The organism is Kitasatospora sp. NPDC004615 (assembly GCF_042873545.1).
Lineage (GTDB): Bacteria > Actinomycetota > Actinomycetes > Streptomycetales > Streptomycetaceae > Kitasatospora.
Genome location: NZ_JBIALQ010000010.1, coordinates 197,834 through 220,562, shown reverse-complemented (window position 1 = coordinate 220,562; position 22,729 = coordinate 197,834). Strand labels below are relative to the sequence as shown.

The following is a 22,729-nucleotide window of genomic DNA, read 5'->3' as shown; positions in this document are numbered from 1 at the left end:
GGGATCCGCGGCAAGATTTCCCGGGACGTGGTGTCGATTCTCGCTACGGTCGTTCGTCATACCTGCGCAACCAGCCCGATCCGACGCACGAGGAGCGCACCCTTGAAGTACCTGCTGCTGATCAACACCGTCGCACCCGACTCCACCGAGGAGCAGCCGGCCGACGGGCCGACCGTCGAGGAGTTCATGGCGTTCGACAAGGCCATCTGCGACGCCGGCGTCAAGCTCGACGGCAACGCGCTCGACACCTCGAACGCGACCAGCGTGCACGTCCGCGTGAACGGCGAACGCATCGTCACCGACGGGCCGTTCGCCGAAACCCGGGAGATCGTCGGCGGCTACCTGCTGATCGACGTCCCCGACCTCGACGCCGCGCTCGACTGGGCCGCCCGCTGCCCCGGGTCCAAGTACGGCAACGTCGAGGTCCGCACCGTCTGGGAGCACCACCAGTCGTGAATGAGCAGCGAGCGGCCCGCTCCGTGGAGGCGGTGTTCCGCGAAGACCGGAGCAGGCTGCTCGCTCTGCTCGCCGCCAGATTCGGCGACCTCGACCTGGCCGAGGAGACCGCCTCCGAGGCCATCGAGGCCGCACTCCAGCGGTGGCCGATCGACGGCGTGCCGGACAAGCCACTGGCCTGGCTGCTCACCACCGCACGCCGCAAGGCCATCGATCGGATCCGGCGCGACCGCACGTACGCGCAGCGGCTGGCGGAACTCCAGGTGGAGAGCGACCGGGCGGCCGTTCCCCCTGCCGGGCCGGGGTTCGACGACATCCCCGACGAGCGGCTGCAACTGTTCTTCACCTGCTGCCACCCCGCGCTCTCGCCCGAGGCCCGCACCGCGCTCACACTGCGCTTCCTCGCGGGCCTCACCACCGCCGAGGTCGCCCGCGCCTTCCTGGTCCCCACCGCGACCATGGCCCAGCGCATCGTCCGCGCGAAGAGCAAGATCCGCAGCACCCGCATCCCGTTCCGCGTCCCCGGCCCGGACGAACTGCCCGCCCGGCTCCCCAGCGTCCTGCGGGTCGTCTACCTCGTCTTCACCGAGGGCTACGCCGCCAGCTCCGGCACCGACCTGCTCCGCCCCGGCCTCGCCGACGAAGCCATCCGACTCGCCCGCATCCTGCACCAACTGCTGCCCCGCGAACGCGAAGTGACCGGCCTGCTCGCGCTGCTCCTGCTCACCGACGCCCGCCGCGCGGCCCGGACCGACGCGGCGGGCAACCAGGTACTCCTCGACGAGCAGGACCGTGCCCTATGGGACACCGGCCTGATTGCCGAGGGACAGCGGCTCCTCGTCCCCGCCCTGACCGGGCCGGGCGTCGGACCGTACGCCGTGCAGGCGGCGATCGCGGCGCTGCACGACGAGGCGGGCGACTTCGAGACCACCGACTGGCCGCAGATCGTCGCGCTCTACGACGTGCTGCTCGAGCTCGAACCGTCGCCTCTGGTCGCACTCAACCGGGCCGTCGCCATCGCCATGTGCGACGGCTACGAGGCCGGACTCACCCTGCTGGACGACCTCACCGAGAGCGGTCAACTCCCCGGCTACCACCTGCTCCCCGCCGCCCGCGCCGACCTCCTGCGCAGGCTCGGCCGCACCACCGAAGCAGCCGCCGCCTACCGGGCCGCCCTCGCCCTCGCCGACGCCGGCAACGAACCGGAGCGGGCCACGCTCGCCCGCAGACTCGCGGAACTCACCGGTGGAAGCTGACCTCCGGGCCCGCGCGACGCAGGTGGTGGTGTGCCCGTCGGCGCGAGACCCTGCACACGAGTACGAGTACGAGTACGGACGGAAGGCCGGGCTGTGCGGAAACTGATCTACGCCATGAACCTGACCCTGGACGGCTACATCGCCGCGGCGCACGACGACATCGGCTGGAGCGGACCGCCGAGCCGCGAACTGTTCCAGTGGTGGCTCGACCACGAGCGGGCGAGCGGCCTGACGCTGTACGGCCGCAAACTGTGGCAGACGATGAGCTCCTTCTGGCCGACCGGCGACCAGCGGCCGGGCGCCACCCCGGCGGAGATCGAGTTCGCGCGGAACTGGCGGGACACGCCGAAGGTGGTGTTCTCCTCGACCATCCACGAGGTCGACTGGAACACCCGCCTGGTCACCGGCGACGCGATCGCCGAGATCACCCGCCTCAAGGCCGAGGACGGCCGCCCCATGAACATCGGCGGCGCCACACTCGCCGGCGCGGCCATGCGCGCCGGCCTGATCGACGAGTACGTGATCGCCACCCACCCGGTCCTGGTGGGAGGCGGCACGCCGTTCTTCACCGCGCTGGACAGCTGGGTGAACCTGAACCTGCTGGAGACACGGACGTTTCCCGGCGGCGTGGTCCTGACCAGGTACGGGACGAGGCGCTGAGCTCTTGCCGTTACAGGTGGAAGGCGATCTCCGGGTTGGCGGCGGCCGGGCCGTCGAGGAGGGGCTGGGGGAGGTCCTTCAGGTGGAGGTCGAAGAACGCCGCGACGTACTGGCGGGTCAGTTGGAGGCCGCGGGTGGGGTCGATGGTGGCGCCGGGCTCGTGGGGGAGGCCGAGTTGTTCGAAGAAGAGTGAGTAGTCGGTGAAGGTGTTGTGGTCGGAGCCGTTGAGGGTGAGCCAGCGCTTCCAGCCGTCGAGGCGGGGCCAGCCGGTTGTCCAGCTGGGGTCCTCCTGGCCGTCCGCGGAGTTGCCGATCAGCAGGAACGGCTTGCCCTGGAGGCCGGTGGCGGGGACGGGGTAGTCCATGCTGCCGTCGAGGTCCACGCCGCCCCGGATGCGGGGGTCGGAGAGCAGGGCGGGGACGGTCGCGGCGCCGCCGCTGGAGTGGCCGGCCATGCCGATGCGGGTGTGGTCGATGAGGTGGGCGTAGCGGGGGCGGGTGGTGAGTTGGTCGAGGACGAAGGAGGTGTCCTTGGCGCGGTTGGCGACGATGCCCGCCCAGTCCGAGTCGGGGGTCAGTGTGTCGCACGGGACGCAGGTGGTGGTGTGGCCGTCGGGGAAGGTGGTGCCGGTGTTCTCGTAGGTGTGGTCGATCAGCGCGACGACGTAGCCCCGGCTGGTCAAGTCCTCGGCCAGGTTGGTCAGTTCGGCGCGTGGCATGGTGAAGCCGGGGGAGAGCACGACCAGCGGGAAGCGGCCCGGGTGCGGCTGCGCACCGGACTTGGCGAAGGTGCGGGCGCCCGCGAGCGTCGAGGTGGGGACGCGGAGGTCGGGCAGTTTGTCGTCCAGCAGGAGTCGGGCGGCCGCGGGGGTCATGTAGGGGGCGTTGTCGCCGGTGCCGCGTTCGGCGGGGTAGTACAGGGAGACCATCAGCTGGCGCGGTCCGGCGGATGGGACCCACGGGTCGGGGCGGTTCCGGTCGGTCAGGTGCAGGATTTCCCGGCCGACCGCGAACTGCCCGGTGGGGCGCGGGAGTCCGAGGTGGACGCCGGCTGTGGCGGAGGGCGCTGCCGCCGCGGGTGTGGCGGCAGCCAGTGGCAGGGCGAGCATCAGCGCTGCCGCGGCGGCAGTGCGGCGAAGTGCGTTCATGGCGGTCAACGTAGGTAAAGAGGAGGAAAGTTGACGTCATGTCAGAGAGGTAGGCGCCCTGGCCGCACCCCTTAGGGGAGGGTGAGCCGGCAGGAGGAGGCCGAAGTGGCCTGGTCGGCCCCTCCGGTAACTGCGTCAGCCGTGGTGGCGGTCGCCGGGGTCCGCCCCGGGCGGCGGGTTCTGGCCGATCAGGGTGAGCAGCCCGGGGAAGCGTGCCTCCAGGTCCTCCCGGCGCAGCTGCGCCTTCCTGCTGTTCCCCCGGTCGATCTGCTGGACCAGCCCGGATTCGCGCAGGACGCGGAAGTGGTGGCTGAGCGTGGACTTCGAGACCCCGAGCCCGAAGGACAGACAGGTCCGCTCGGTGCCCTCCGGCAGTTCCGCGAACTCCTGGACGACCCGGTACCGCAAGGGATCCGACAGGGCGTTCAGGATCGCCGCGAGCTCCATCTCGTCGCGGCTCGGGTGGCCTTCCGCGTCGACCATCTCTCTGTCTCTCCGTCGCTCGCCGGACATCGCCGTGGGGCAGGTTCGATTTGCATAGTACCTCTGCTCCCTGAAAGCCTCAGGTTCGATAGAGACCGAACCTTGGGTTCGGAGTCCTCCGGAACGGGAGCTTCCCCAGCCATGGCTGCACAGACCGAATCCCCCCTCGTCGGGGAAGACGCCGGCCCCCGGGCCCCGGGGCACCAGCGGCGGACACTGATCCTGGTCGCCGTCCTGCTGGCCGTCTTCGTCGTCCCCACGTCCATCTCCGGCACCGGCGTGGCGCTGCCGTACATCGGCTCCGACCTCGACGCCGGCCTGGTGCCCCTGCAATGGGTCGTCAACGCCTTCAACGTGGCGTTCGCGTGCTCCACCCTCGCCTGGGGGTCCATCGCCGACATCATCGGCCGGGTCCGCGCCTTCGCGCTCGGCGCCACGATCTACGCGGCCGCCTCGCTGGTCAGCGTCCTCGCCGGCAACGTGATCCTGCTGGACGTCGCCCGTGCCCTGGCCGGCATCGGCGGCGCCGCGATCTTCTCCGGTGGCACGGCGCTGCTCTCCACCGTCTTCGAAGGTCCCGCCCGCGGCCGGGTGTTCGCGCTCTTCGGCACCGTCGCCGGCATCGGCGTCTCCTTCGGCCCGTCGCTGTCCGGCGCGCTGATCGAGAGCGCCGGCTGGCGCTGGGTGTTCGCCGTGCACGTGATCGTGCTCGCCGTGGTCCTGCTCGCCGTCCCGACCATGCGCCGCGCCGTTCAGGAGACCCGCACCCAGGGCGCGCGCATCGACATCCTCGGCTCCGCCCTGTTCGTTCTCGCCATGCTGCTGCTCACCACCGGCATCGCGCAGGGCCCGCAGTGGGGCTGGACCGGCCCGGGCGTGCTCGGCCTGTTCGCCGGCACGGTCGTCGTGCTCGCGATCTTCGCCGCCGTGGAGAAGCGCAAGGAGCACCCGATGCTCGACCTGAGCATCGTGACCAACCGCCGGTTCATGGCGATCTGCCTGGTCCCGGTGGCCGGATCCTTCGGCTTCGTCACCATGCTGACCTACCTGCCCAGTTACCTCACCGCCGCCGGCGGCTACCCCAGCGGCGCGGCCGGTGCGATCATGCTGATGCTGACCGCCCCGATGCTGGTCCTCCCGCTGGTCACCGCCAAGCTCGTCGCCAAGGGCGTTTCCGCGATCGGCATCATCCACCTGAGCCTGGCCCTCCTGGTGGCCGGCGCCGTCGGCCTCGAACTCTTCGAACCCGACATCAACCTCGGCCTGGTCGCCCTGCCCATGGTGATCACCGGCACCGGCTACGCCCTCGCGGCCGGCCTCGTCGACGGCCAGGCCCTGGCACTCGTCGCCCCGGAACGGGCCGGCATGGCCGCGGGCTTCCTCAACACCATGCGCCTCGGCAGCGAGGCCGTCGCCGTGGCCGTCTACGGCTCGCTGCTCGCGACCGTCATCAACGGCAGGACCCGGGACGGCATCGCCGGCTACCCCGGCGCCGGTGACCCGGCCACCGTCGCCGGGACCGTCGCGAGCGGCAACATCTCCGGCCCCGCCGGACAGGTCGCCGAGACGCAGCGCGCCGGCTTCACCGACCTCCTGGTCCACGCCTATGACGGCGCCTTCCACACCGTCCTGTGGGTGCTCGGCGGTATCTGCCTGGTGCTGCTCGTGCTCGTCGTGGCGCTGCTGAGCGGCCGCAAGGCCGGGCGCGCAGCGGCCAGTTGACCCCGCGGCCACTTCGGGGCGGAAACCGCCGCTCCCGCCTGCCCGGACGTCCCGGGCGGGCGGCGAGCCCGGGGGCTACCGCTGGGCGTCGAGCAGCGCCTGGATGTGGTCGGGCGCCTTCTGGATCGGGTGCACGACGACGCTCCCGTCCTCCGGCAACCACTCGGCCGCAGCGCCGAGTTCGAGCGCGACCGCGAAGACCTTCGCCGCGTCGAGGTGCTGCGACCCGTCTGTGTCCGGCTCGTCCTGCATCACCGCGTCGGTGACCGGAACGGAGACGTACGCCTCCTCCACCGTCGTGCGCTGCAGGCGAACCGAGATCGAGTAACTCGTCATGTCTCCCCCTTGACCGATCGCCGCCGCTGTCGGCGGCCGAGGCGCCAACCCTAGTGGCTCGGGTGGTGAGCGGGCCGAGGCCCGGGGAGGACCTGCTGGGGAGGGCGGCGGGCGGCGGGCGGCGGGCCGGCGCTCCTTGGACGAATGACCTCTCCGCCGCGGACGTACGCGCCGGTAAGACCCCGAGTGCCCGGCGGACACCGGAGCGGGCCGAAGACGCGCCCTCGCGCACCCGCAGGCGCCTGCCGTGCTCGGACGGGCTCCGGCATTGACGTCCGGGCATCGGACAAGTCAGCTGACGGGGTCCCCTGGCTCCCGCCCACGCCGAGTGTGCGCCCGGCCATAAGGTCGTTCCCGTGACCGAGACCGCCGCGCCACCCCCGCCCGACACCCAGAGCCAGACGCTTCGCCAACTGCTGGGCGAACCCGCCTGGACGGCGATGCTCGACGGCGCACTGGTGCGCCGCCACCCCATCGGTTCCACGCTGCTCAGGCAGGGCGAAACGGGGCAGCACGTCCTGGCGCTGCTCGGCGGCGTCGCGAAGGTGCTGCGGCGCGAACACAGCGGCGAACTCACCCTGTTGGCGTTTCGCGGGCCCGGCGAACTGCTCGGCGAAGTGGCCGTCCTCGACGGCGGTACCCGGTCGGCGAACGTGCTCTCGATCACCGACTGCACGGTCGCCGTCCTCGCCAAACCGACGTTCCTGCACATCGTCGCCGCCCAGAACCTGTACCCCGTCCTGGTCCGCTACGCCCTCGCCCGCCTGCGCGAGTCCGACCTCGCCCGGGCCGGCGGTGACATACTGCCCCGCCTCGCCGCCGCCCTGCTCACCCTCGCCGACCTCTCCGCCGCACCGCCCGGCGGACCCGTCGAACTCGCCCTCACCCGCGAGGAGTTGGCCCAGCACCTCGGCGTCTCCCGGAACACCGTCAGCACCGGCCTGGGTGAACTCGCCCCGCTCGGCGTGCAGAGCGCCCGGAAGCGCGTCCTGCTCACCGACCTGCCCGCGCTGCGCCGTGCGGCCCCACGGCATTGACCAGCCGTCAGCCATGCTGTGACGCCCGTCACTCTCCTTTCGCACTGCGCGAGCACACCGCCTCGCGCGAACTCGGGAAGCTGGAGGCGCTTCGTCCGCACAAGAAGATTCCGAGGTGCCGCCATGACCCAGTACGACCAGTACGACCAGTACGACGAGCACGAGCCGATGCGCCGCCCGTACGACCGGCCGCTGCCGCAGGCCAGTGCCCTGCCGCACAGTCGCAGCCGCCAACTGCCGCCCTACCGGGGGCTCGTGGCCGTCGACGCCAAGGACTTCACCGGGTACCCCGCGATCGAGCACGGGGTGATCAGCCGGGCCGTGCCGGAACTGCTGGAGCGCTCCTTCGAACGGGCCGGCCTGGCCCACGTCTGGGACGACCGGCGGTTCCCCGCGTCCACCGGCGACGGCTACATCTTCGGCTTCGACCCGGCCTGGATGCCGTTCCTGATCCACCCCTGGCTGCACACCCTGCAGGACGTGCTGACCGAGTTCAACGTCCACTCGGCCGGCGCCGTCCGCACCCGGCTCCGGGTCAGCCTGCACATCGGCCCGCTGCCCGACACCGGCGACGAGTTCGACGGCAACGGCACCCCGCGCAACGACACCCACCGGCTGCTCGACTCCCGCCCCGTCAAGGCGATGTTGGCCGCGTCCAGCGAAAGCATCACCCACGTCGCCGCGATCCTCTCCGACCGCTGCTACCAGGACGCCGTCGCCTCCGGCTACACCGGCCGCCACCCCGACCACTTCGTCGAGGTCCCCGCCACCGTCGAGGGCAAGCGCTTCGACCAGCGCGCCTGGCTGTACGTCCCGATGCCCTCCGGCAACCTCTACGACCGCCGCATCCTCGGCGACCGCGTCGTCGACGAACACGAATCCGCGAAGTCCGCCGCGGACACCGACGAGCGGGGCGTCGGTCGGCCCGCGCGGTCCCACGTCACCCAGCGGGCCGACCGGGGCATCATCAACTCCGGTACCGTGCACGGCGGTCAGAGCGTCACCAACACCGGCCGCGACAGCATCGGCGGGGACCGGTTCGGCGGGGACAGGATCGGCGGCGACCGCCTCGGCATCGCCGGTGACTACGTCGGCGGTAACAAGTCCGGCACCGTGAACGGCAACCAGGCCGGTACGGTCCACGGCAACCAGGGTGACACCGTGCGCGGCAACAAGAAGGAGAAGCGCCGGTGACCGCGCCCGATGCCGGACCCCTCGAACAGGCGGCGGAATCCTTCGCGGACGACCCCGACGAGGAGATGTACGACGACGAGTTCGCCGACCGGTTCGCGGAGCACCTCGCGGGCGGGCAGCCGTTCATCTACGCCCCCAACGGCAGCATCAACACCGGCTCCGTGTACGGCGGCCAGCGGGTGAAGAACGTCGGCGCATCGGTCGGCGGCCCCGGGCCGCGCCGCGTCGAGGCCTTCGAAGGGCCGATCACGGAGGCGGAGATCCTCGACGCGCGGTTCGGATTCGCCGAACCCGACTGGTTCCGGCAGGCGCTGTCCGAACTCTCCACCCGGATCCTGTTCCTGACCGGCGAGCCCGGCAGCGGACGCCGCACCGCCGCGCTCAACCTGCTGTACCGGCACAGCGGCCACAGCCTGGACCTGCGCGCTCTCGACAGCGGCGTGGACCTGTCCTCCTGGCGGCCCACCCACACCAAGGTGCGGGGCTACCTGGTGAACGGCCTACTGCCTCAACAGTCCTTCGGGCCCGCGGTGTTGGCGAACCTGCGCGCCAAGCTCAAGGACGCCGGCGCCTGCATGGTGATCGTCCTGCCCAACGAGCCGAGCAGGCTCCGCAGCCTCACCCGCGAGCTGCACGTCGAGCCGATCCGCTGCACGCCGCCCACACCCAGCAAGGTCTTCAACGCCCGCCTGGCCGCCACCGTCCCGTCCGAGCAGCGCCGCAACCGTTTGGAGGACCGGTTCAGGCCGCTACTGACCAGCGAGCTGACGCCCAGTCAGGTCGCCGAACTGGTCGCCGAAGTGGCCGCCGGCGGGGACGACGGCCCTGACCCCGAGGCGCTGCGCGAGCGCCTCAGCTACCTCGCCGAGGACGAGGTGCCGGAACTGCTCGACCGGCTCCGCAACGACCCCGACGGCCTGGCACTCCTGCTGGCCATCAGCGTCCTCGAAGGGCTCGATCACCGGATCGTCCAGGACGAGGCCAGGCGGCTCGTGGCCCTGGCCGACGGGCGACTCGACGCCGTCCTGACCGGCGAGGACGAAGGTGCCAAGCGCAGCACCCGTCCCAACCCGAAGTTCGTGCTGCGCCGCCCGCTCGAAGAGCTCCTCAGGATGGTGCGCGCCGAGTGCGGGCCGCCGGAGATCCGCAACACCTCCGGCTTCAACTACACGGTAGAACCAGTGCACTTCACCCGGCACCGACAGAGCGAGACCGTGCTGCGTCACCTGTGGCGGCAGTACGGCGGGTCGTCCGAACTGCTCACCGAGTGGATGGACACCATCCCCGGCAGGGACAGCGACCTCGCCGAGCGGGTCGGCCGGGTGATGGGCCTGGCCGCCAGCTGGGGCGGCGGCCGGCGGGCGCTGCGCCACATCGAGACACTGGCCGACTCGGACCGGGCCCGCAGTCGGAGCGCCGCCGCCTACGCGCTCGGCATCGCCGCGCAGGAACCGGTGCTCGCCAGTGAGGTCAAGTACCGTCTGGATCAGTGGAGTTACCAGGCCGGCAAGTACCGGCGCTGGACGGTCGCCCGAGCCTGCGGAACGGACTTCGGTCTCGCCCGGCCGGAGGTGGCGCTCACCATGCTGCACCGCTGCTACCGGGGCCGGGACGGCGACGAGGCCGGTGTGGCGGGCGAAGTGGGCAGGGCGTTGTCCGCGCTCTTCGCGGCTGGCAACGAGGAACTCGTGTTTCGCGCCCTCACCACTTGGGCCGAGCGGCCCGGTGGTGACGCGGATCTCCTCCTGTGGGTCTTCCCCAGCCTGATGTACTGCGACGATTCCTGGTTCCAGCGGCATCTGACCACCGTCACCGAGCACACCGCCACCGTCCTCGCCCTGGTCCGCCAACTCCTCGATGACGAGCGCCACTTCCGCACCATCTGCTTCGCCCTGCTCTACTGGTGTCGCACCGCTGTTTGGGACGAGGAGTTCCGGCCGGCGGTCGAGGCCCTGCTGTCCGCCCTCGCCCAGGACATGCGGCACGGCGTCTTCGCCCTGTTCGTCGAGATCGACCGCTACGACGGCGACCTGGCCGGCCGTCACATCGCCCGCCAGGCCCTGGAGGACTGGCGCCGCGGAACTCCGCGCACCAACCGCCAAGCGGCCAACGGCAGTTATCCCGCATCACCGGACGGAGGATCCGATGTCCACTGAGAACGACGCACCGCTGTACGTCCGGGCCCCGCGCGCCCTGTGGCGGGAGGTGCTACGCCACCGCTGGTCCGCGCCGCGCAACCGGGCGCTGGTCCTGCGTGACCGCAGCGGCGGCTTCCACCGGGCCGGGGCCGACCCGAGCGGCCCGGCCCTCGGCAAGTTCCCGGCCGCCCGGCTGCGCCTGCGCGACTACGACCAGGCGTTCCACGTCGACCTCGACCAGCGCGTCGGCTCCCGCACCGTCGGTCTGCCGACCGGTCGCGGCACCAGGTCGACCGACGTCCGGGTGCTGTGGTGGGCGGACGATGCCGCGCAGGTGGTGCGCAGTGGCACGCTGTACGGCTGGCATCCGGTGCGCAAGGAGCTGGAACGGTGCCTGGGCCACATCGGTGACGAGTACGCCGCCCTCGGGAGGCGGGTCACCGCCGACGTCCTGCTCCAGTACCTTGGCGGGCCGCGCCGCCTGCCCGATCACGGCCTGGTGTACCGCGTCACGGACGTCTCCACCCGTGAGGACGCGGAGGAACTGCGGCTCGGCGAACCGGCGGAGGCGGGTGCGCCGTACCCGTGGACCGACAGCCGGGAGGAGTACGAGTTCTGCAAGCAGGCCGTCCAGGAGGGCCCCGTCTCGCTCGCCGCGCTCTGGCTGGTGCGCCATCCGGAGCAGGTCAGCCAGGTGCTGGACTGGGCGGTCGGCCACGCCGACCTGATTCGCGGCGAGACGACCTGGCAGGACCAACTGGCGGGCCTGCTCGGCAAACTGCCGCAGCAGGAGCAGGACGAGCTCTCCCTGCTGCTGCACGACCGGCTGTCCGCACTCGGCCGCCGCGTCCCCGGCCCGACGCCGCCACCCGCTCCGCAGACGCCGCCACCCGGCCACGACTGGACCGGCGGCGGCCTGAACGGCCGGGTGGCCGGTGACCGGCTGAACGGGGTGGCGCGGTGATGCGGTTACCCGTCCGGCATCGCACGACCGCGGCGGCGTTGCGCCGGCGGCGGGATGGCGCGCACGTGGGGCCGGCGTCGCGCAGCGCACGGGCGGTGGCAGCCATGGAACGGCTGGCGGCGGCCAACAGCGCCGAGCTCGGCCGGGCCGACGCGAAGGCCGCGGTGCTGCTGGCTTCACGGGTGCGGCGTTCGGGGCGTTCCTCCCGTTGAGCCGCGACGGCGGTGGCGGGTCCTGGCCCGCGCACCTGCTGTGGTGGACGACGGCGATGAGTGCGCTGCTGGCCGTTGCGTGCTTCGTCGCCGCGATCGTGCCGCGCCGCCGCCGGGGGCGGTCCAGGGCGACCGGCGCGCCCGGCTACTTCGAGCACATCACCGCGGCGGACGGCGCCGAGCGGCTGGGCGGCGAGTTCGAGGCGTCCGGGCGGGATCCGGGGCGGGCATTGCTGTCCTCGCTGATCGGGACCAGTGCGATCATCCGTTCGAAGTACCGCTGGATCGAGGCGGGCACGACGCTGCTGCTGCTCGCCCTGATGCAGTTCGGCGCGGTGCTGCGGCCGGTCTGACACGCCGCAGCCCCGGCCTGGTCGGGCCGGGGCTGCGGGTGGGTGCCGGGGTGGTCAGGCGGCGGCGGGGGCCGGGAGGTCGAGGCCGCGGGTGGTGACCAGGTGGGCGGTGCCGTCCACCAGGCGGTAGGAGAGGCCGACGACGGCGGTGCGTCCGGCGTCGACCGCGTCGGAGAGGATGCGCGAGCGCTCCATCAGCAGGGCGACGGTGTGCCTTATGTGCTCGTTGATGAAGTGGGAGTTGTCGGTGTGTCCGGCGGCGTTCGCGGCGAGCACGCTCGGGGTGACCCGTTCGATCACGTCGCGGACGAAGCCCTCGCCGGTGGCGCCGGCGGCGACCGCCTCGCGGGTGGCGGCGACGGCGCCGCAGGAGTCGTGGCCGAGGACCACGACCAGCGGGGTGCCCAGCAGGCTCACGCCGTATTCGATGCTGCCGAGCACCTCGGGACCGAGCACGTGGCCGGCGGTGCGGACCACGAACAGGTCACCGAGGCCCTGGTCGAAGATGATCTCGGCGGCGAGTCGGGAGTCGGAGCAGCCGAACAGCACCGCGAACGGTGCCTGCGCCGGCGCCGTCTGGGTGCGGCGGGCCGCATCCTGGTTCGGGTGGTAGGGGCTACCGGCGACGAACCTGCCATTGCCCGCCAGCAGCATCTCGAAGGCTTCCCGGGGAGTGAGGTTCGCGGCGTCTGTCATGCCCGCAGACTACGTCCCCCGGCTAGGGGCAGGCTCGTCCGGGCCACCTCCTGGACGCGCCGGAGCCGCTCACGGAACGGGACGAACCGGTCGAAAATGGCCGGAATCGTTCGGATATCGGTGTGGCGGCGGCGATAATTATGCAGGAACTGCGCCGTTGGTGCGGACACCATCGATCCCGCCGACCGCCCCGCGAGCGCGTTGACGATGCACCGGGCCGGCACCGCTCAGTAGCAGCGGTACTCGCGGTAGCCCTCGTTGGTCTCGCCGTAGTTGTTGCGGAACACCACGTTGTAGTGGCCGTACCGGGCCCCGTTGCCGCCGGTGAACGTGTACGCCAGGGTCTGCACGAACCCGCCGTTGCCGTAGTAGTTGGTGTAGTAGTCCGGGCAGCCCATGCCCGTCAGGTCGGCGATCCCCGCGGCGGAGGCGGTGCCGGTCATTCCGGCCACCAGCGCACCCCCGAGGGCGAGAACGGACATGGCCTTGGCGGCGCGGCGGACGGGCACGGGGGCTCCTCTGGGTAGGGAGGTTCGGGGCGGCCGTGGGTGGGCCGGGAGGGATCTTGCCCGGGTTGAGTTGAGCGCGTCAATGGTATGTACCAATCGGCGCCGGAGGATGGCTGGAATCGGACTCGCGGCGCGGTGGCGTGCCCTCGGCAGCGAGGGAGGGCCGCTCGGGATGCCGGGCCGAGCTGCGCCAACTCCTCGGCGAGGCCGCCCCGTCGGGCCGCCGCCCCGTCGGGCCGCTTCGCCGTCGGGCCGCTTCGCCGTCCGGCGGCCGAGCGTCGAGCGTCGAGCGCGGAACTCCGTGGCGAGGTGGCAATCGGGTCCGGCATCATCCCCGTGTGATCATCATGCAGCCCGTTCTGGAGATCTTCGCCGACGACGACTTCACGCTCTGGCCAGTCGGCAACCACGAGCCGTACGGGGTCCTGGCACTGAACGGGAAGTTGACGCCGGCGGAGGTCGGCACGGCAGTCAAGCGGATCGCCGACTGCAACGACTTCGAGCCGGAGGAAGAGCACGGGCCGTGCCCGACCGATCCGCTCGGTATGTTCCTGAACGGGCTGCTCACCATGCCGGACCTGTTCGCCGCCGGCGGCCTCCGGTTGACCGACACCGCGACCGGCACCGTTTTCGAGCCCGGCTGCTGCAACGGGCTGGAGACCTGGCGGGACTGGCTGGACGCGCTGGAGGTCGGGGGCAGCGCCACCTTCGGCCACGACCCGTCCCCGCTGGCCGAACGCGTTGGCGGCACCGTCCGGCTGACGCTCGACGCCGAGGCCGAGAGCGCCGGCCCGGTGATCGAACTGCCGGTGGACGAGGTACGCGCACTCGTCGCCGGCGCCGAGCAGGACCTGCGGGACTTCCTCGGGCTTGCCGCAGCCTGGGCCGAGCAGCACCTGCCGACCCACGCCGCCGCTGTCACCGCCGCCCTGTCTCGAGCGCTGGACCTGGACCAGGACCTGGAGCTCGCCGAATGACCAGCTTCCGGACCCACCGGGCCCGCGTGCACGACGACCGGCTCCCCGTCCACCGGCGGCACAGCGCGCTGCGCACCTGCGTCACCGAATTCGCCCCCTACGGCTTCCGTGCGACCTACCACCACCTCACCCTCAGCGCCCGCATCCCCCGGCGCCTGGAGGCGGACCCAGACTCGCTGCTGCGGGCAGTGGAGGAACTGCACGAGGCCAGGCTGCTGTGGCGCGAGCGGGCGGAGCAGTTCGCAGAGCAACGCCGCGCGGAGAAGCGGGCCGGGCGGCGGGCCGTACCGAACCCCCGGCCGTGGTGGCTGTGGAACGGGTCGGAGAATTGGCCGGAGCGCGTCTGGTGCGACGACCCGTTCCGCCACCCGTCGCTGCACCTGGCCGCGTACGTCCGGCGCCAGAACGCGCTCCTCGACGGCGCCGAACTCCCCGGCTGCCCGGCCTGCGGGGACGAGGGCGCGCCGACATCGCACGCGACCGGGCACGGCTGGATCGAGCTGTGCGCCCGTTGCTCGTGGGTGACGGCACCATGCCCGTGCGGGCGGTGGCACCCGCTCGAGCCCACGGTCACGAACAGCTGGCCCGCGATCTGGCGGCGGGCGCACATGGGCGATGATGGCAGGCCCAACCCGCACTGGCCCGCGAGCTGATGCACGCGTCCCCCGCACCCCGAACGACAGGAACTGACCCGTGAGTCTCCTCGTACACACCTTCCTCCGCGCCGCCGACGGCGGATGCGACTTCCTGGAGGACCCCGCGTACGGCAAGACCCTGGCCGGTTTCGAGAGCACCCGGAAGCGGCTCTGGGGATCCGAGGCGATGCGGGACCTGGGCGCCCGGTTCTTCCCGCGGCTCGACGGCTACGACCTCTACGCGGAGCCGGACGAGATCGACGAGTTCCTCGCCGAGTGCGACCTCGTCCGCCCGCATCTCGACCAGCTGGCCGCGCAGGGCGGTTACGACGCCGACTACGTCGCCGAGCGGTTCGACAACATCGTCGTTGCCGCGCGCCGGGCCAAGTCGGTGGGCGGCGGGATCGTCGTCTGGTAGTCATGCCGGGTATATGGCCGGGGCGGGTGTTGGCGGGCGGGGTTACGGTCTCGGCCCATGGGGTTCTCGGGATCTTTTGTCGTGGCGCGGGTCGACCGGCCGTTGAACGAGTTGGCATCGGTTCGGGCAGCGGGTGCGCCGCTCTACTGGTTGGCCACGGACGGGGCGTGGCAGATCCTTCAGATGCACACGGACGACAAGACTCCGGACGCGATCGTCGCGGAGACGGGGGGTCCGGTGCTTGAGATGCACGTCCACGACAGCGACCTCGCCTGGGTGGAGGCCAAGGGTCTGGCCGACCTGGGTTGGCGCGGTGTGCTGTCTCCGGAAATGGCGCGGGATCACCAGGTCCCCGAGTGGTGGATCGGCGAGCCCGACGAGGTCGGCCGCAAGGCCGTGGCCTGGGCGGAGGGGGCCGGGCTGCGGCCCGATCCGGCCGCCGTTCGGGCTGCCCTGGTCGCGGAGAGCGACCCGTTTGCTGAGGACTTGATATTCGCCCTGGTCAAGGCCATGGGCCTCAGGTTCGGTCCTGGCGAGAACCTGATACTCAGCTAGGGCATGCCTGAACGGCGGTGCGGGGACGGCCCGTTGGGCTTCCGCCGTCAGGCGGGTTGGCGGTAGAGGACGGCCGTCGCCGCCGTGATGGTGGCGGCGAGGAGGAGTGCCCAGGGGAGGTGGTGGTGCAGGACGAGGAGGGCGCCCGGGGCGGTGCCGGCGGTCATGGTGAGGGCGGCGAGGATGCGGCGGCGCTGGTGGGGGGAGTGGCGGCCGGCCAGGCGGGTGTCGGCGGCGAGGCCGGTGAGGGTCATGGTCAGGACGGTGGTGGTGAGGTCGGGGACGCCGAGGCTGCGGACGGTGGCGTTGCGCAGTCCCATGGCGACGGCGAGCAGGGCGATCACGCCGTACTGCACGGCGCCACCGGTGCCCACGGCGAAGGCCACGACGGCGGCGGCGAGGTGGAGCAGGGTTTCGGCGGCGAGGGCCGGTCGGAGGCGGCCGGTGGTGAGGCGTCCGCCGAGGGCCGCGCCGAGCAGGAACGCGCCGAGCGAGGTGAGTGAGCCGAGGGTGGAGAATCCGGGCGCGCCGGCCAGCGCGAAGCCGATGACGACCACGTTGCCCGTCATGTTGGCGGCGAACACGTGGTCGAGCCCGAGGTAGCTGACGGCGTCGATCAGTCCGCTCACCGCCGTGAGCCCGAACAGCGCGAGGGCCAGCGGGTCGCCGTCCTCGGTGGCCGCGCCGATCGGCCGGGAAGGCGGCGGGTTTGCGGCGGACGCGGGCACGGCTCCTCCGGGGCGGACGGACTGTCGGCTGGTCAGTAGCCTGCCAGGGCACCGCCGCACACCGATGGACCCCACAAGCGGCCGACACGTCCGGCCGAACGCCGGGCGCGGGCCGCGTCTGCGGGCATGCTGGTGCCCATCGACGTAACCGGCCTTCGGCGTACGGGGAATGACGATGAACCAGTGGGAATCGTCCGGCGCGCCACCGAACCGTCGCGCCCTGCTGACCGCCGCCGCCGAAACCCTGGCGGCCGTCGCGTCACCGGCCGTCGCCGCGGGCGCGCCGTCCGGGCGGGATCCGGAGACGTTCGGGCCGACGGCGGTGCGGCCGGGGGATCCGCGGTACGAGAGCCTGCTGCGGGGCGACAACCACCGGTTCTGCGGGAGACCTGGCGGAACCAGCCGGCCGCATGCGCGTCCGTGACCCGGGACCACGGGTCTGCCGGGCCGGGTACTCGATCTACTTCACGGTCAGTCAGCGGCTGCCGGGTTGCCGGCATGTCGGCCGGAGAGGACGAAGGCTGCGCCCACGGGAAGGCGGCGATCTCAGTCGTGCGGGACGACGGCGACCGGGGCGGTGCAGTGGTGGATCGCCGCGTGGGCGACAGCGCCGAGCCGGGTGCCGAGGCGGTGCTGCCGGCGGCCCACCACGACCAGGTCGGCCTGGGCCGAGGCGGCGACCAGCGCGTGCGCGGCACCGCCGGTCCTGGTCTCGGCGACGGCCTCGACGCCGGGATGTGCCGCCCGGACCGGCGCGAGCGCCTTGGCCAGCACGTCCATGAGCTCGGCGCCACGGAGTTCCACGTCCTCCTGCGGCGGCATCCAGCCTGCCGCGGTCCAGAACGGGACCGCCTCCCATCCGTGCACTGCCCGCACTCGCGCCCCCCGGCGCTCGGCCTCGGCGAACGCGAACTCCAGCACCGCCGCGGAGGACTCACCGCCCACGCCCACGACGATCTCGGGGCGGTCGGCGGCGTCGGCAGGAGCTGCGGGCGCGCCGTCGCGGACCAGCACCACCGGGGTGGTGCTGCGGGCGGCCACGGCCAGGCCGACGGAGCCCACCACCAGGCCGGCGAAACCGCCGAGGCCGCGTGAGCCCAGCACGACGAGCCGGTGCTCCGCGGCACGGGCGAGCAGGGCGTCGGCGGGGTCGTCGGCCACCGCCTCGGTGACGACGTCCAGCGCGGGGTGAACGCCGCGCAGCCGGTCAGCGACCTCTTCCAACTTCAGCAGGGCGCCGCGGTGGGGAGCCGCCGCGGGCCCGTCACTCCAGGCCGAGCCGAGCCAGGGCCAGGCGTGCACGATCCGCAGCGGTTCGCCCTGCCGGGCCGCCTCGGCGGCGGCCCAGCCGACTGCGGTTTCGGACCGCGCCGATCCGTCGAACCCGGTGACGATTCCGTGGGCCATGGCCGTTCCGTTCTGTCGGGCGGTGACCCGGTGTCCCGCCTCCGGGATCCATGCTGCTGCTCGCGGCGACCGCCCCGACAGGGCCCGACGGTCCCTCGCGCGGACCCAAGGTCCTTCTTCGCAGCAGGACTTGGCATGGGGCCGGGTGGCGTCGGCGGGCTACTCAGCGCAGCCAGCGGCGGGACCGGGCCACCGGCAGGGTGGCCCACCAGCGGCCCAGGCCCCAGCGGTCACCGGCCTGCGCGGCCGCGAGGACGATCGACAGGAGGGCATAGACCATGTGGTGGTCGATGACCGGGTTGGTCGATCCGCTGGGTGCCCCGCCCGCGAGGTGTCGGGCGGGAGGCCATTCGGCCGCCCAGTGGAACCTCCGGAATCTTGCTGACCTTTCGCTGACCCCGGATGTTGGATCACGCCCCTGAGCTGGGGAGAGACGTCGATCTCGTGATAACAAGCAGAACTACCCGCGCCTGCAACGGGTCAAGGCCCGCTGGGACCCGCGCGACGTCTTCCGGCACGCCCTGTCGATCGAACTGCCGCACTGACCTGGCATGCAGGCCCGAATCGAGTATCCGGAGCCGCAGCCGAATCCTTCGGTGTGTCCACAAATGATGTGATCATGTGAAGTGAGTGTTCGTCAGATCACTTAGGCGGTAACGTCTTTCGCCATGGGGCGGGAGGATCCTTGGCTCGCGCGCATCGAGGACACCCAGGGGCGTGTGCATGGTGCCGGGACGATGCTCGACGGCGAGTATGTGCTGACGTGTGCGCATGTGGTCGAGGAGGCGATCGGCGCTGTGCGCGGGGCCGATCGCGAGGTCCGGGTCCGTATTGCCGGGCGTCCCGACGAGGCCCATCCGGCGACCGTTGTCGAGAGTTGCTGGCAGCCGCCGTTGCCGGACCAGCGCGGGGATGTGGCGATTCTCGCCCTTCGGTCCGTGGTGCCGGGCGCGCCGCGGGCGAGGATCCGGCGGACCTGGCAGCACGACGAGATCGTGCGGATCTTCGGCTTTCCGGCGGGTACCGACAACGGCCAGCTGGCCCGGGCGAAGATCGCCGCGTACGACTTCACGGGGGAGCGGGTGCAGCTCGACGCGGTGCTGGAGCAGCGCGTCGATCGCGGGTTCAGCGGTGCGGCGGCGCTTGCCGCGAGTGGTGAGATCCTCGGCGTGATCGCGGTGGTCCGGGCGCCGCTCGCCGAGAGCAGCTGGATGATCGCGGTCCGGACGCTGTACAAGTACGCGAGCGCGGTGCTCGACGGGCACCTGGCGAGCCGGCCCTCGCAGGTGGCGCCGAGCGACTGGTCGTCGCCGCGGGTCCCGGAGGTCCTGGACGACCCGGTGCAGCTTGCGCTGACCCGGCACCTGGTCGGCTGGCTGGCGTCCGGTGGGCCGGGCGGGGTCTGTGCGATCGGCGGTGGCGGCGCGGTCGCGCTGACGTCCCGTCTGGTGGGCCTGACGGTGCCGGGCTACCGTCGGGCGGCCCCTGACGAAACCGTCACCGGCGCCCCGCCCGGCACCGTTCCCCAGCTGGGTGAGGTGGACGCGGCCGTCGACGCGACCGGGCGGACGACGGAGCAGGTCGCCGAGCAGCTCGCGGAGAGTCTGAGTCTGCTGACCGACCGCGTCACCGATGAACTCTTCCACCAGCTGGAGGAGTTGGGCTCACCGATCGTCGTCGTGGTGAACGCGGTCGACCTGGCGGCCGACCCCGGTGAGCTGTACTACCGGCTGCTCGAACCGATCGCCGCACGGGCGCCGAGCATCGGCGTGCGCCTGCTGCTCGCCTACCACGGCGACCCTCCGCGCTACGTCCGCAGCGCGGTCGCGGCGAGCCTCGGGCGGCCCGCCGCGACCGCCCCGCCGGGCGGTCAGCGGGGCGGTGGACACGGCGGGGCGACGCGGTTCGGCCAGCGACTCGAGCGGCTCGACCGGTTGGTGGAGGAGGTCGAGGCGGCCGAGCGCGACGCCCGGGTGTGCCGCGACCACGTCGGACCGCGGATCCTCGGCACGCCGCCGCCGCAGGTCGCCGGCGCCGCCGCGCTCGCGGTCCGCCTGCGGGTGCTGCGGGACACCCAGCACCACGATGGTGCCGGACCGGCCAACGCCGGATCCGCCCTCCGGGGACGGCTGCTGGGCGAACTCCATGCCTGCGAGGAGGCGGCCGCCCGGTCGCTGGCGCGGGCCCGGCGCCTGCACGCCGCGTGCACGGCCCTGCTCGCCCGGCGCGACCGGGCCCGGGGGCGGCTGGACGCCTACCGCTCGGAGGCCGCGGGGCGCGGCCTGATCGAGGAACTGGGCGAGCCGTACGAGGCGGCCCGGCGGCTGCTCTACAGCGGTGAATGCGATCTGCCCCTCGCCGAGCTCCGGGTCGAGGAGTACCACCAGGCCGTTCGACGCGTGATCGACGGGAGACAGGCATGAACCGGTGCAACCGTCCTGGCTGCGGTGGCGAACTCGACGCGACCGGCTACTGCCGGCGCTGCCTGCTCCCGCCACTGGTGGCCCCGCCGGTGGGCGCCGGCCGGCCGCCGACCGGGGAACAGGCCCCGGTGCGCTCGGTGCGCTCGGCGCCGGTGGGTACGGGGCGCGGCGTGGCCCCCGTGCGGTCGGTGCGGTCGGTGCCGGTGGGCACCGGCTTCGGCGTGGTGCCGGTGGGCACGGAGCGCGGCGTGGTGCCGTCCGGGCGCCGCGCAGAACTCGTCCAGCCGCCGCGCCAGTTCGGCGACGACCCCTGGTGGGGGCTGGGCCTCGTCACGCTGCCGACCATCGACGGACCGGAGCCGGGCCAGGCGGTCAAGGCCATGCCGCAGATCCCGGAGGAGCGGAGGGTCTGCCCCAACCCCGACTGCGGCCGCCCGGTGGGCACCGGCCTCGACGGCCAGCCGAGCCTGTTGGAGGGGCGCTGCCCGTACGACGGAACGGCCTACTCGTTCGTGCCGAGACTCAGCCCGGGCGAGCTGCTGTCGGACCGCTACCGGGTCGCGGGCTGCATCGGGCACGGAGGCTTCGGCTGGGTCTACCTCGCCCACGACGAGCGCCTGAACAACCGTCCGGTGGCGCTCAAAGGCCTGATCGACGCGGAGGACCCCGTACATGTCGAGGACGCCGCCGAGGAGAAGCGGTTCCTGATCGAGCTCAGGCACGCCGACATCGTCGACATCTACGACTTCGTCACGCACGAGCCGGCGGGCGGGTCCCGGCACGGCTACCACGGCTACCTGGTGATGGAGTACCTGCCCGGCTACTCCCTGGAGCGCCCGGACCTGTTCGGCAAGCTGGAGACCGAGCAGATCATCGGCTACGTCCTGTGCGTGCTCCGGGCGTTCCAGTACCTGCACGACCGCCAGTACCTGTTCTGCGACCTGAAGCCGAGCAACCTGATGGTGTACGGCTCCCGGATCAAGCTGATCGACCTCGGCGCGGTGCGCGAGGCCGGGAAGCCGGGCAGGTGGGCGTACTCGGAGGACTACCGGGCCCCGGAGCTGCTGGACACCGGGCCCACCGTCGCCACCGACCTCCACACGGTGGGCCGGACCCTGGAGTCGCTCCTCGGGTGGTACACCGCCGACCCGGACCATGCCCGCTTCACCTCACTGCGTCAGCTCATCAGCCGCGCCACCAACGCCGATCCGCAGCTGCGGTTCGGTTCGGCGGCCGAGATGGCGGGCCAACTGAGCGGCGTGCTGCGCGAGTTGGTCTCCAGGCGCGACGGCACCCAGTACACCGCGCCGTCGCTGCTCTTCGCCCGCTCCACCACGCTGCTCGACCCCGGACTCGGGACGGTGCCGCCGCTCGACCGGTGGACGAGCACCGCGGCGCTGCGGGCGGCCGCCGAGGGCAGCTGCCGTCCGCTCGTCACCGCCCCGCCCGCGCCGGTCATGGCGGCGGCCGGGCTGCCCGAGCCGCTGGTCGACGCCCGGGATCCCGCCGCCGGGTTCCTCCGGGCCTCGGTCAGCGCCGATCCGGCCGTCGCCCTCTCCCAGCTCGCCTCCTACACCGACGCGGCCCCGGCCGCCGCCCGCGTCCCCTCGCCCGAGGTCGAGTTGCTGCGCTGCCGGCTCCACCTGCGGCTCGACGACCTCGAAGCGGCCCGCGCCGCGCTGGACCGGGCGAGGGGACTGCTGCGGCCCGGCTGGCGGCTCAACTGGCACGAGGGGCTGACAGCCCTGGCCGAGCGGCAGTTCGGCGGCGCGGAGAAGATGTTCACCGCCTGCCACCGGATGCTGCCGGGTGAGCTCGCGCCGAAGCTCGCGCTGGCCCTGTGCGCCGAGTACCGGGCGGCGACCGACGAGGAACTCGACGCAGCGGCGGCCGCCTACCTGTCGGTGTGGCGGACCGACAGCTGGCACGAGAGCGCCGCCTTCGGCCACGCCCGGACCAGGCTCCGCCGCGGCGACCGGGCCGGCGCGGTCTCGGCGCTGCGGGAGATACCCGACACCTCGCCGCACCACCGGGCGGCCCGGATCGCCGCGCTGCGGATCCACACCGGGCGGCTCGGCGCCGGCCCCGAGGGCCTGCCCGGCCGCACGGACCTCGCCGAAGCCGAACAGGCGCTGGCCACACTGCCGTTGGACGAACCCGAACGGCGCCGGCTCGCCGCCCTGATCATCGAGGCCAGGCTCGACCGCCGGCGCACCGCGCGACCGGACCGCACCGCGTCCGAGGACGAAGCCGCCGAGCACGAACTCCGGTCGCGGCTGGAGAAGGAATACCGGGCGTTCGCCCAGTGGGCACCGGACGAGATGCGCCACACCGTGCTCGTCGACCTGGCCAACGCCGTAAGACCGGTCACCACGCAGTGAACCCGCACGCTCCGACGGATCGTCAATCTTTCTCTACGAACG

23 protein-coding genes and 1 pseudogene are annotated in these 22,729 nt (G+C 72.4%); 17 read left to right on the top strand and 7 right to left on the bottom strand.

Annotated features, from left to right (window positions below; genetic code table 11):
• Positions 1 to 102 precede the first annotated feature (102 nt).
• The 3 genes from ACFYS8_RS30645 to ACFYS8_RS30635 all read left to right on the top strand — a co-directional run bounded on the left by ACFYS8_RS30645 (position 103) and on the right by ACFYS8_RS30635 (position 2,372).
• Positions 103 to 456, top strand: coding sequence for a YciI family protein (locus ACFYS8_RS30645; RefSeq protein ID WP_387647167.1), 354 nt, complete (start codon positions 103 to 105; stop codon positions 454 to 456).
• Entirely contained in the window at positions 453 to 1,712 is a 1,260-nt protein-coding gene (locus tag ACFYS8_RS30640; RefSeq protein WP_387647165.1) for an RNA polymerase sigma factor, read from the top strand. Before ACFYS8_RS30645 ends, ACFYS8_RS30640 begins: the two co-directional genes overlap by 4 nt.
• A 93-nt stretch (positions 1,713 to 1,805) precedes the next feature.
• Complete coding sequence (locus tag ACFYS8_RS30635) at positions 1,806 to 2,372, top strand: dihydrofolate reductase family protein (protein WP_387647162.1); 567 nt, start codon at positions 1,806 to 1,808, stop codon at positions 2,370 to 2,372.
• A 10-nt stretch (positions 2,373 to 2,382) separates the two neighbouring features.
• Here ACFYS8_RS30635 and ACFYS8_RS30630 read toward each other — a convergent pair whose 3' ends face one another.
• A complete protein-coding gene (locus ACFYS8_RS30630; RefSeq protein ID WP_387647160.1) occupies positions 2,383 to 3,519 on the bottom strand; it encodes an alpha/beta hydrolase family protein in 1,137 nt (378 codons plus the stop codon).
• Between the two features lie 135 nt (positions 3,520 to 3,654).
• Positions 3,655 to 4,002, bottom strand: a complete 348-nt coding sequence (locus ACFYS8_RS30625; protein ID WP_387647157.1) for an ArsR/SmtB family transcription factor — start codon at positions 4,000 to 4,002, stop codon at positions 3,655 to 3,657.
• 141 nt (positions 4,003 to 4,143) lie between these two features.
• On the opposite strand from ACFYS8_RS30625, the gene ACFYS8_RS30620 reads away from it, so the two are divergent.
• Positions 4,144 to 5,724: an MFS transporter gene (locus ACFYS8_RS30620; RefSeq protein WP_387647155.1), complete on the top strand. Its 1,581-nt coding sequence runs from the start codon at positions 4,144 to 4,146 to the stop codon at positions 5,722 to 5,724.
• A gap of 75 nt (positions 5,725 to 5,799) precedes the next feature.
• Here the strand turns inward: ACFYS8_RS30620 and ACFYS8_RS30615 are convergent, their stop codons facing one another.
• Positions 5,800 to 6,060 (bottom strand): hypothetical protein, encoded by a 261-nt coding sequence (locus ACFYS8_RS30615; RefSeq protein ID WP_387647153.1) that lies wholly within the window; start codon positions 6,058 to 6,060, stop codon positions 5,800 to 5,802.
• A gap of 356 nt (positions 6,061 to 6,416) precedes the next feature.
• Here ACFYS8_RS30615 and ACFYS8_RS30610 point away from each other — a divergent pair, with 356 nt between their 5' ends.
• The 5 genes from ACFYS8_RS30610 to ACFYS8_RS30590 all read left to right on the top strand — a co-directional run bounded on the left by ACFYS8_RS30610 (position 6,417) and on the right by ACFYS8_RS30590 (position 11,958).
• Positions 6,417 to 7,097: a Crp/Fnr family transcriptional regulator gene (locus ACFYS8_RS30610; protein ID WP_387647150.1), complete on the top strand. Its 681-nt coding sequence runs from the start codon at positions 6,417 to 6,419 to the stop codon at positions 7,095 to 7,097.
• Positions 7,098 to 7,265: 168 nt separating this feature from the next.
• A complete protein-coding gene (locus ACFYS8_RS30605) occupies positions 7,266 to 8,291 on the top strand; it encodes a hypothetical protein (RefSeq protein ID WP_387647217.1) in 1,026 nt (341 codons plus the stop codon).
• Positions 8,288 to 10,447, top strand: coding sequence for a hypothetical protein (locus ACFYS8_RS30600; RefSeq protein ID WP_387647148.1), 2,160 nt, complete (start codon positions 8,288 to 8,290; stop codon positions 10,445 to 10,447). The genes ACFYS8_RS30605 and ACFYS8_RS30600 overlap by 4 nt, the downstream gene beginning before the upstream one ends.
• The gene (locus ACFYS8_RS30595; protein ID WP_387647146.1) at positions 10,437 to 11,393 is read left to right on the top strand and encodes a hypothetical protein; all 957 of its coding nucleotides are present in this window, start codon (positions 10,437 to 10,439) and stop codon (positions 11,391 to 11,393) included. Before ACFYS8_RS30600 ends, ACFYS8_RS30595 begins: the two co-directional genes overlap by 11 nt.
• A 208-nt stretch (positions 11,394 to 11,601) precedes the next feature.
• A complete protein-coding gene (locus tag ACFYS8_RS30590) occupies positions 11,602 to 11,958 on the top strand; it encodes a Pycsar system effector family protein (RefSeq protein WP_387647143.1) in 357 nt (118 codons plus the stop codon).
• A 54-nt stretch (positions 11,959 to 12,012) separates the two neighbouring features.
• Here ACFYS8_RS30590 and ACFYS8_RS30585 read toward each other — a convergent pair whose 3' ends face one another.
• Positions 12,013 to 12,654 carry a carbonic anhydrase gene (locus tag ACFYS8_RS30585; protein WP_387647140.1) on the bottom strand — a complete coding sequence of 214 codons (642 nt, stop codon included), beginning with the start codon at positions 12,652 to 12,654 and terminating at the stop codon, positions 12,013 to 12,015.
• Between the two features lie 227 nt (positions 12,655 to 12,881).
• On the bottom strand, positions 12,882 to 13,163 hold the full coding sequence (locus tag ACFYS8_RS30580; RefSeq protein ID WP_387647137.1) for a hypothetical protein: 282 nt from the start codon (positions 13,161 to 13,163) through the stop codon (positions 12,882 to 12,884).
• 347 nt (positions 13,164 to 13,510) lie between these two features.
• On the opposite strand from ACFYS8_RS30580, the gene ACFYS8_RS30575 reads away from it, so the two are divergent.
• From ACFYS8_RS30575 to ACFYS8_RS30560, 4 genes are read left to right on the top strand one after another with little or no spacing between them, the layout of a single operon-like run.
• A complete protein-coding gene (locus tag ACFYS8_RS30575; RefSeq protein WP_387647214.1) occupies positions 13,511 to 14,140 on the top strand; it encodes a hypothetical protein in 630 nt (209 codons plus the stop codon).
• Complete coding sequence (locus ACFYS8_RS30570; protein ID WP_387647135.1) at positions 14,137 to 14,793, top strand: hypothetical protein; 657 nt, start codon at positions 14,137 to 14,139, stop codon at positions 14,791 to 14,793. The genes ACFYS8_RS30575 and ACFYS8_RS30570 overlap by 4 nt, the downstream gene beginning before the upstream one ends.
• Positions 14,794 to 14,833: 40 nt before the next feature.
• The gene (locus ACFYS8_RS30565) at positions 14,834 to 15,193 is read left to right on the top strand and encodes a hypothetical protein (protein WP_387647132.1); all 360 of its coding nucleotides are present in this window, start codon (positions 14,834 to 14,836) and stop codon (positions 15,191 to 15,193) included.
• Between the two features lie 57 nt (positions 15,194 to 15,250).
• Positions 15,251 to 15,748, top strand: a complete 498-nt coding sequence (locus ACFYS8_RS30560) for a hypothetical protein (RefSeq protein WP_387647130.1) — start codon at positions 15,251 to 15,253, stop codon at positions 15,746 to 15,748.
• A 47-nt stretch (positions 15,749 to 15,795) separates the two neighbouring features.
• On the opposite strand, the gene ACFYS8_RS30555 is transcribed toward ACFYS8_RS30560, so the two are convergent.
• Complete coding sequence (locus ACFYS8_RS30555; RefSeq protein WP_387647127.1) at positions 15,796 to 16,476, bottom strand: YoaK family protein; 681 nt, start codon at positions 16,474 to 16,476, stop codon at positions 15,796 to 15,798.
• Positions 16,477 to 16,651: 175 nt separating this feature from the next.
• Between ACFYS8_RS30555 and ACFYS8_RS30550 the strand changes: the two genes are divergently transcribed.
• Positions 16,652 to 16,900 carry a hypothetical protein gene (locus ACFYS8_RS30550; protein WP_387647126.1) on the top strand — a complete coding sequence of 83 codons (249 nt, stop codon included), beginning with the start codon at positions 16,652 to 16,654 and terminating at the stop codon, positions 16,898 to 16,900.
• A gap of 122 nt (positions 16,901 to 17,022) precedes the next feature.
• Here the strand turns inward: ACFYS8_RS30550 and ACFYS8_RS30545 are convergent, their stop codons facing one another.
• Positions 17,023 to 17,883, bottom strand: a complete 861-nt coding sequence (locus ACFYS8_RS30545; protein ID WP_387647123.1) for a universal stress protein — start codon at positions 17,881 to 17,883, stop codon at positions 17,023 to 17,025.
• Between the two features lie 452 nt (positions 17,884 to 18,335).
• Here ACFYS8_RS30545 and ACFYS8_RS30540 point away from each other — a divergent pair.
• The 3 genes and pseudogenes from ACFYS8_RS30540 to ACFYS8_RS30530 form a co-directional block, all read left to right on the top strand.
• Positions 18,336 to 18,428, top strand: a pseudogene (locus ACFYS8_RS30540) (BBE domain-containing protein); the annotation flags it as partial.
• 123 nt (positions 18,429 to 18,551) lie between these two features.
• Positions 18,552 to 20,306 carry a trypsin-like peptidase domain-containing protein gene (locus ACFYS8_RS30535; RefSeq protein WP_387647121.1) on the top strand — a complete coding sequence of 585 codons (1,755 nt, stop codon included), beginning with the start codon at positions 18,552 to 18,554 and terminating at the stop codon, positions 20,304 to 20,306.
• Positions 20,303 to 22,687, top strand: a complete 2,385-nt coding sequence (locus ACFYS8_RS30530) for a tetratricopeptide repeat protein (RefSeq protein ID WP_387647118.1) — start codon at positions 20,303 to 20,305, stop codon at positions 22,685 to 22,687. Before ACFYS8_RS30535 ends, ACFYS8_RS30530 begins: the two co-directional genes overlap by 4 nt.
• Positions 22,688 to 22,729 lie beyond the last annotated feature (42 nt).

Excerpts from the sequence above, each read along its gene's own strand:
- ACFYS8_RS30630 (WP_387647160.1), bottom strand. The coding sequence starts at position 3,519 with ATGAACGCACTTCGCCGCACTGCCGCCGCGGCAGCGCTGATGCTCGCC.
- ACFYS8_RS30625 (WP_387647157.1), bottom strand. The coding sequence starts at position 4,002 with ATGGTCGACGCGGAAGGCCACCCGAGCCGCGACGAGATGGAGCTCGCG.
- ACFYS8_RS30620 (WP_387647155.1), top strand. The coding sequence starts at position 4,144 with ATGGCTGCACAGACCGAATCCCCCCTCGTCGGGGAAGACGCCGGCCCC.
- ACFYS8_RS30615 (WP_387647153.1), bottom strand. The coding sequence starts at position 6,060 with ATGACGAGTTACTCGATCTCGGTTCGCCTGCAGCGCACGACGGTGGAG.
- ACFYS8_RS30605 (WP_387647217.1), top strand. The coding sequence starts at position 7,266 with ATGCGCCGCCCGTACGACCGGCCGCTGCCGCAGGCCAGTGCCCTGCCG.
- ACFYS8_RS30595 (WP_387647146.1), top strand. The coding sequence starts at position 10,437 with ATGTCCACTGAGAACGACGCACCGCTGTACGTCCGGGCCCCGCGCGCC.
- ACFYS8_RS30585 (WP_387647140.1), bottom strand. The coding sequence starts at position 12,654 with ATGACAGACGCCGCGAACCTCACTCCCCGGGAAGCCTTCGAGATGCTG.
- ACFYS8_RS30575 (WP_387647214.1), top strand. The coding sequence starts at position 13,511 with ATGCAGCCCGTTCTGGAGATCTTCGCCGACGACGACTTCACGCTCTGG.
- ACFYS8_RS30570 (WP_387647135.1), top strand. The coding sequence starts at position 14,137 with ATGACCAGCTTCCGGACCCACCGGGCCCGCGTGCACGACGACCGGCTC.
- ACFYS8_RS30560 (WP_387647130.1), top strand. The coding sequence starts at position 15,251 with ATGGGGTTCTCGGGATCTTTTGTCGTGGCGCGGGTCGACCGGCCGTTG.
- ACFYS8_RS30550 (WP_387647126.1), top strand. The coding sequence starts at position 16,652 with ATGAACCAGTGGGAATCGTCCGGCGCGCCACCGAACCGTCGCGCCCTG.
- ACFYS8_RS30545 (WP_387647123.1), bottom strand. The coding sequence starts at position 17,883 with ATGGCCCACGGAATCGTCACCGGGTTCGACGGATCGGCGCGGTCCGAA.
- ACFYS8_RS30535 (WP_387647121.1), top strand. The coding sequence starts at position 18,552 with ATGGGGCGGGAGGATCCTTGGCTCGCGCGCATCGAGGACACCCAGGGG.
- ACFYS8_RS30530 (WP_387647118.1), top strand. The coding sequence starts at position 20,303 with ATGAACCGGTGCAACCGTCCTGGCTGCGGTGGCGAACTCGACGCGACC.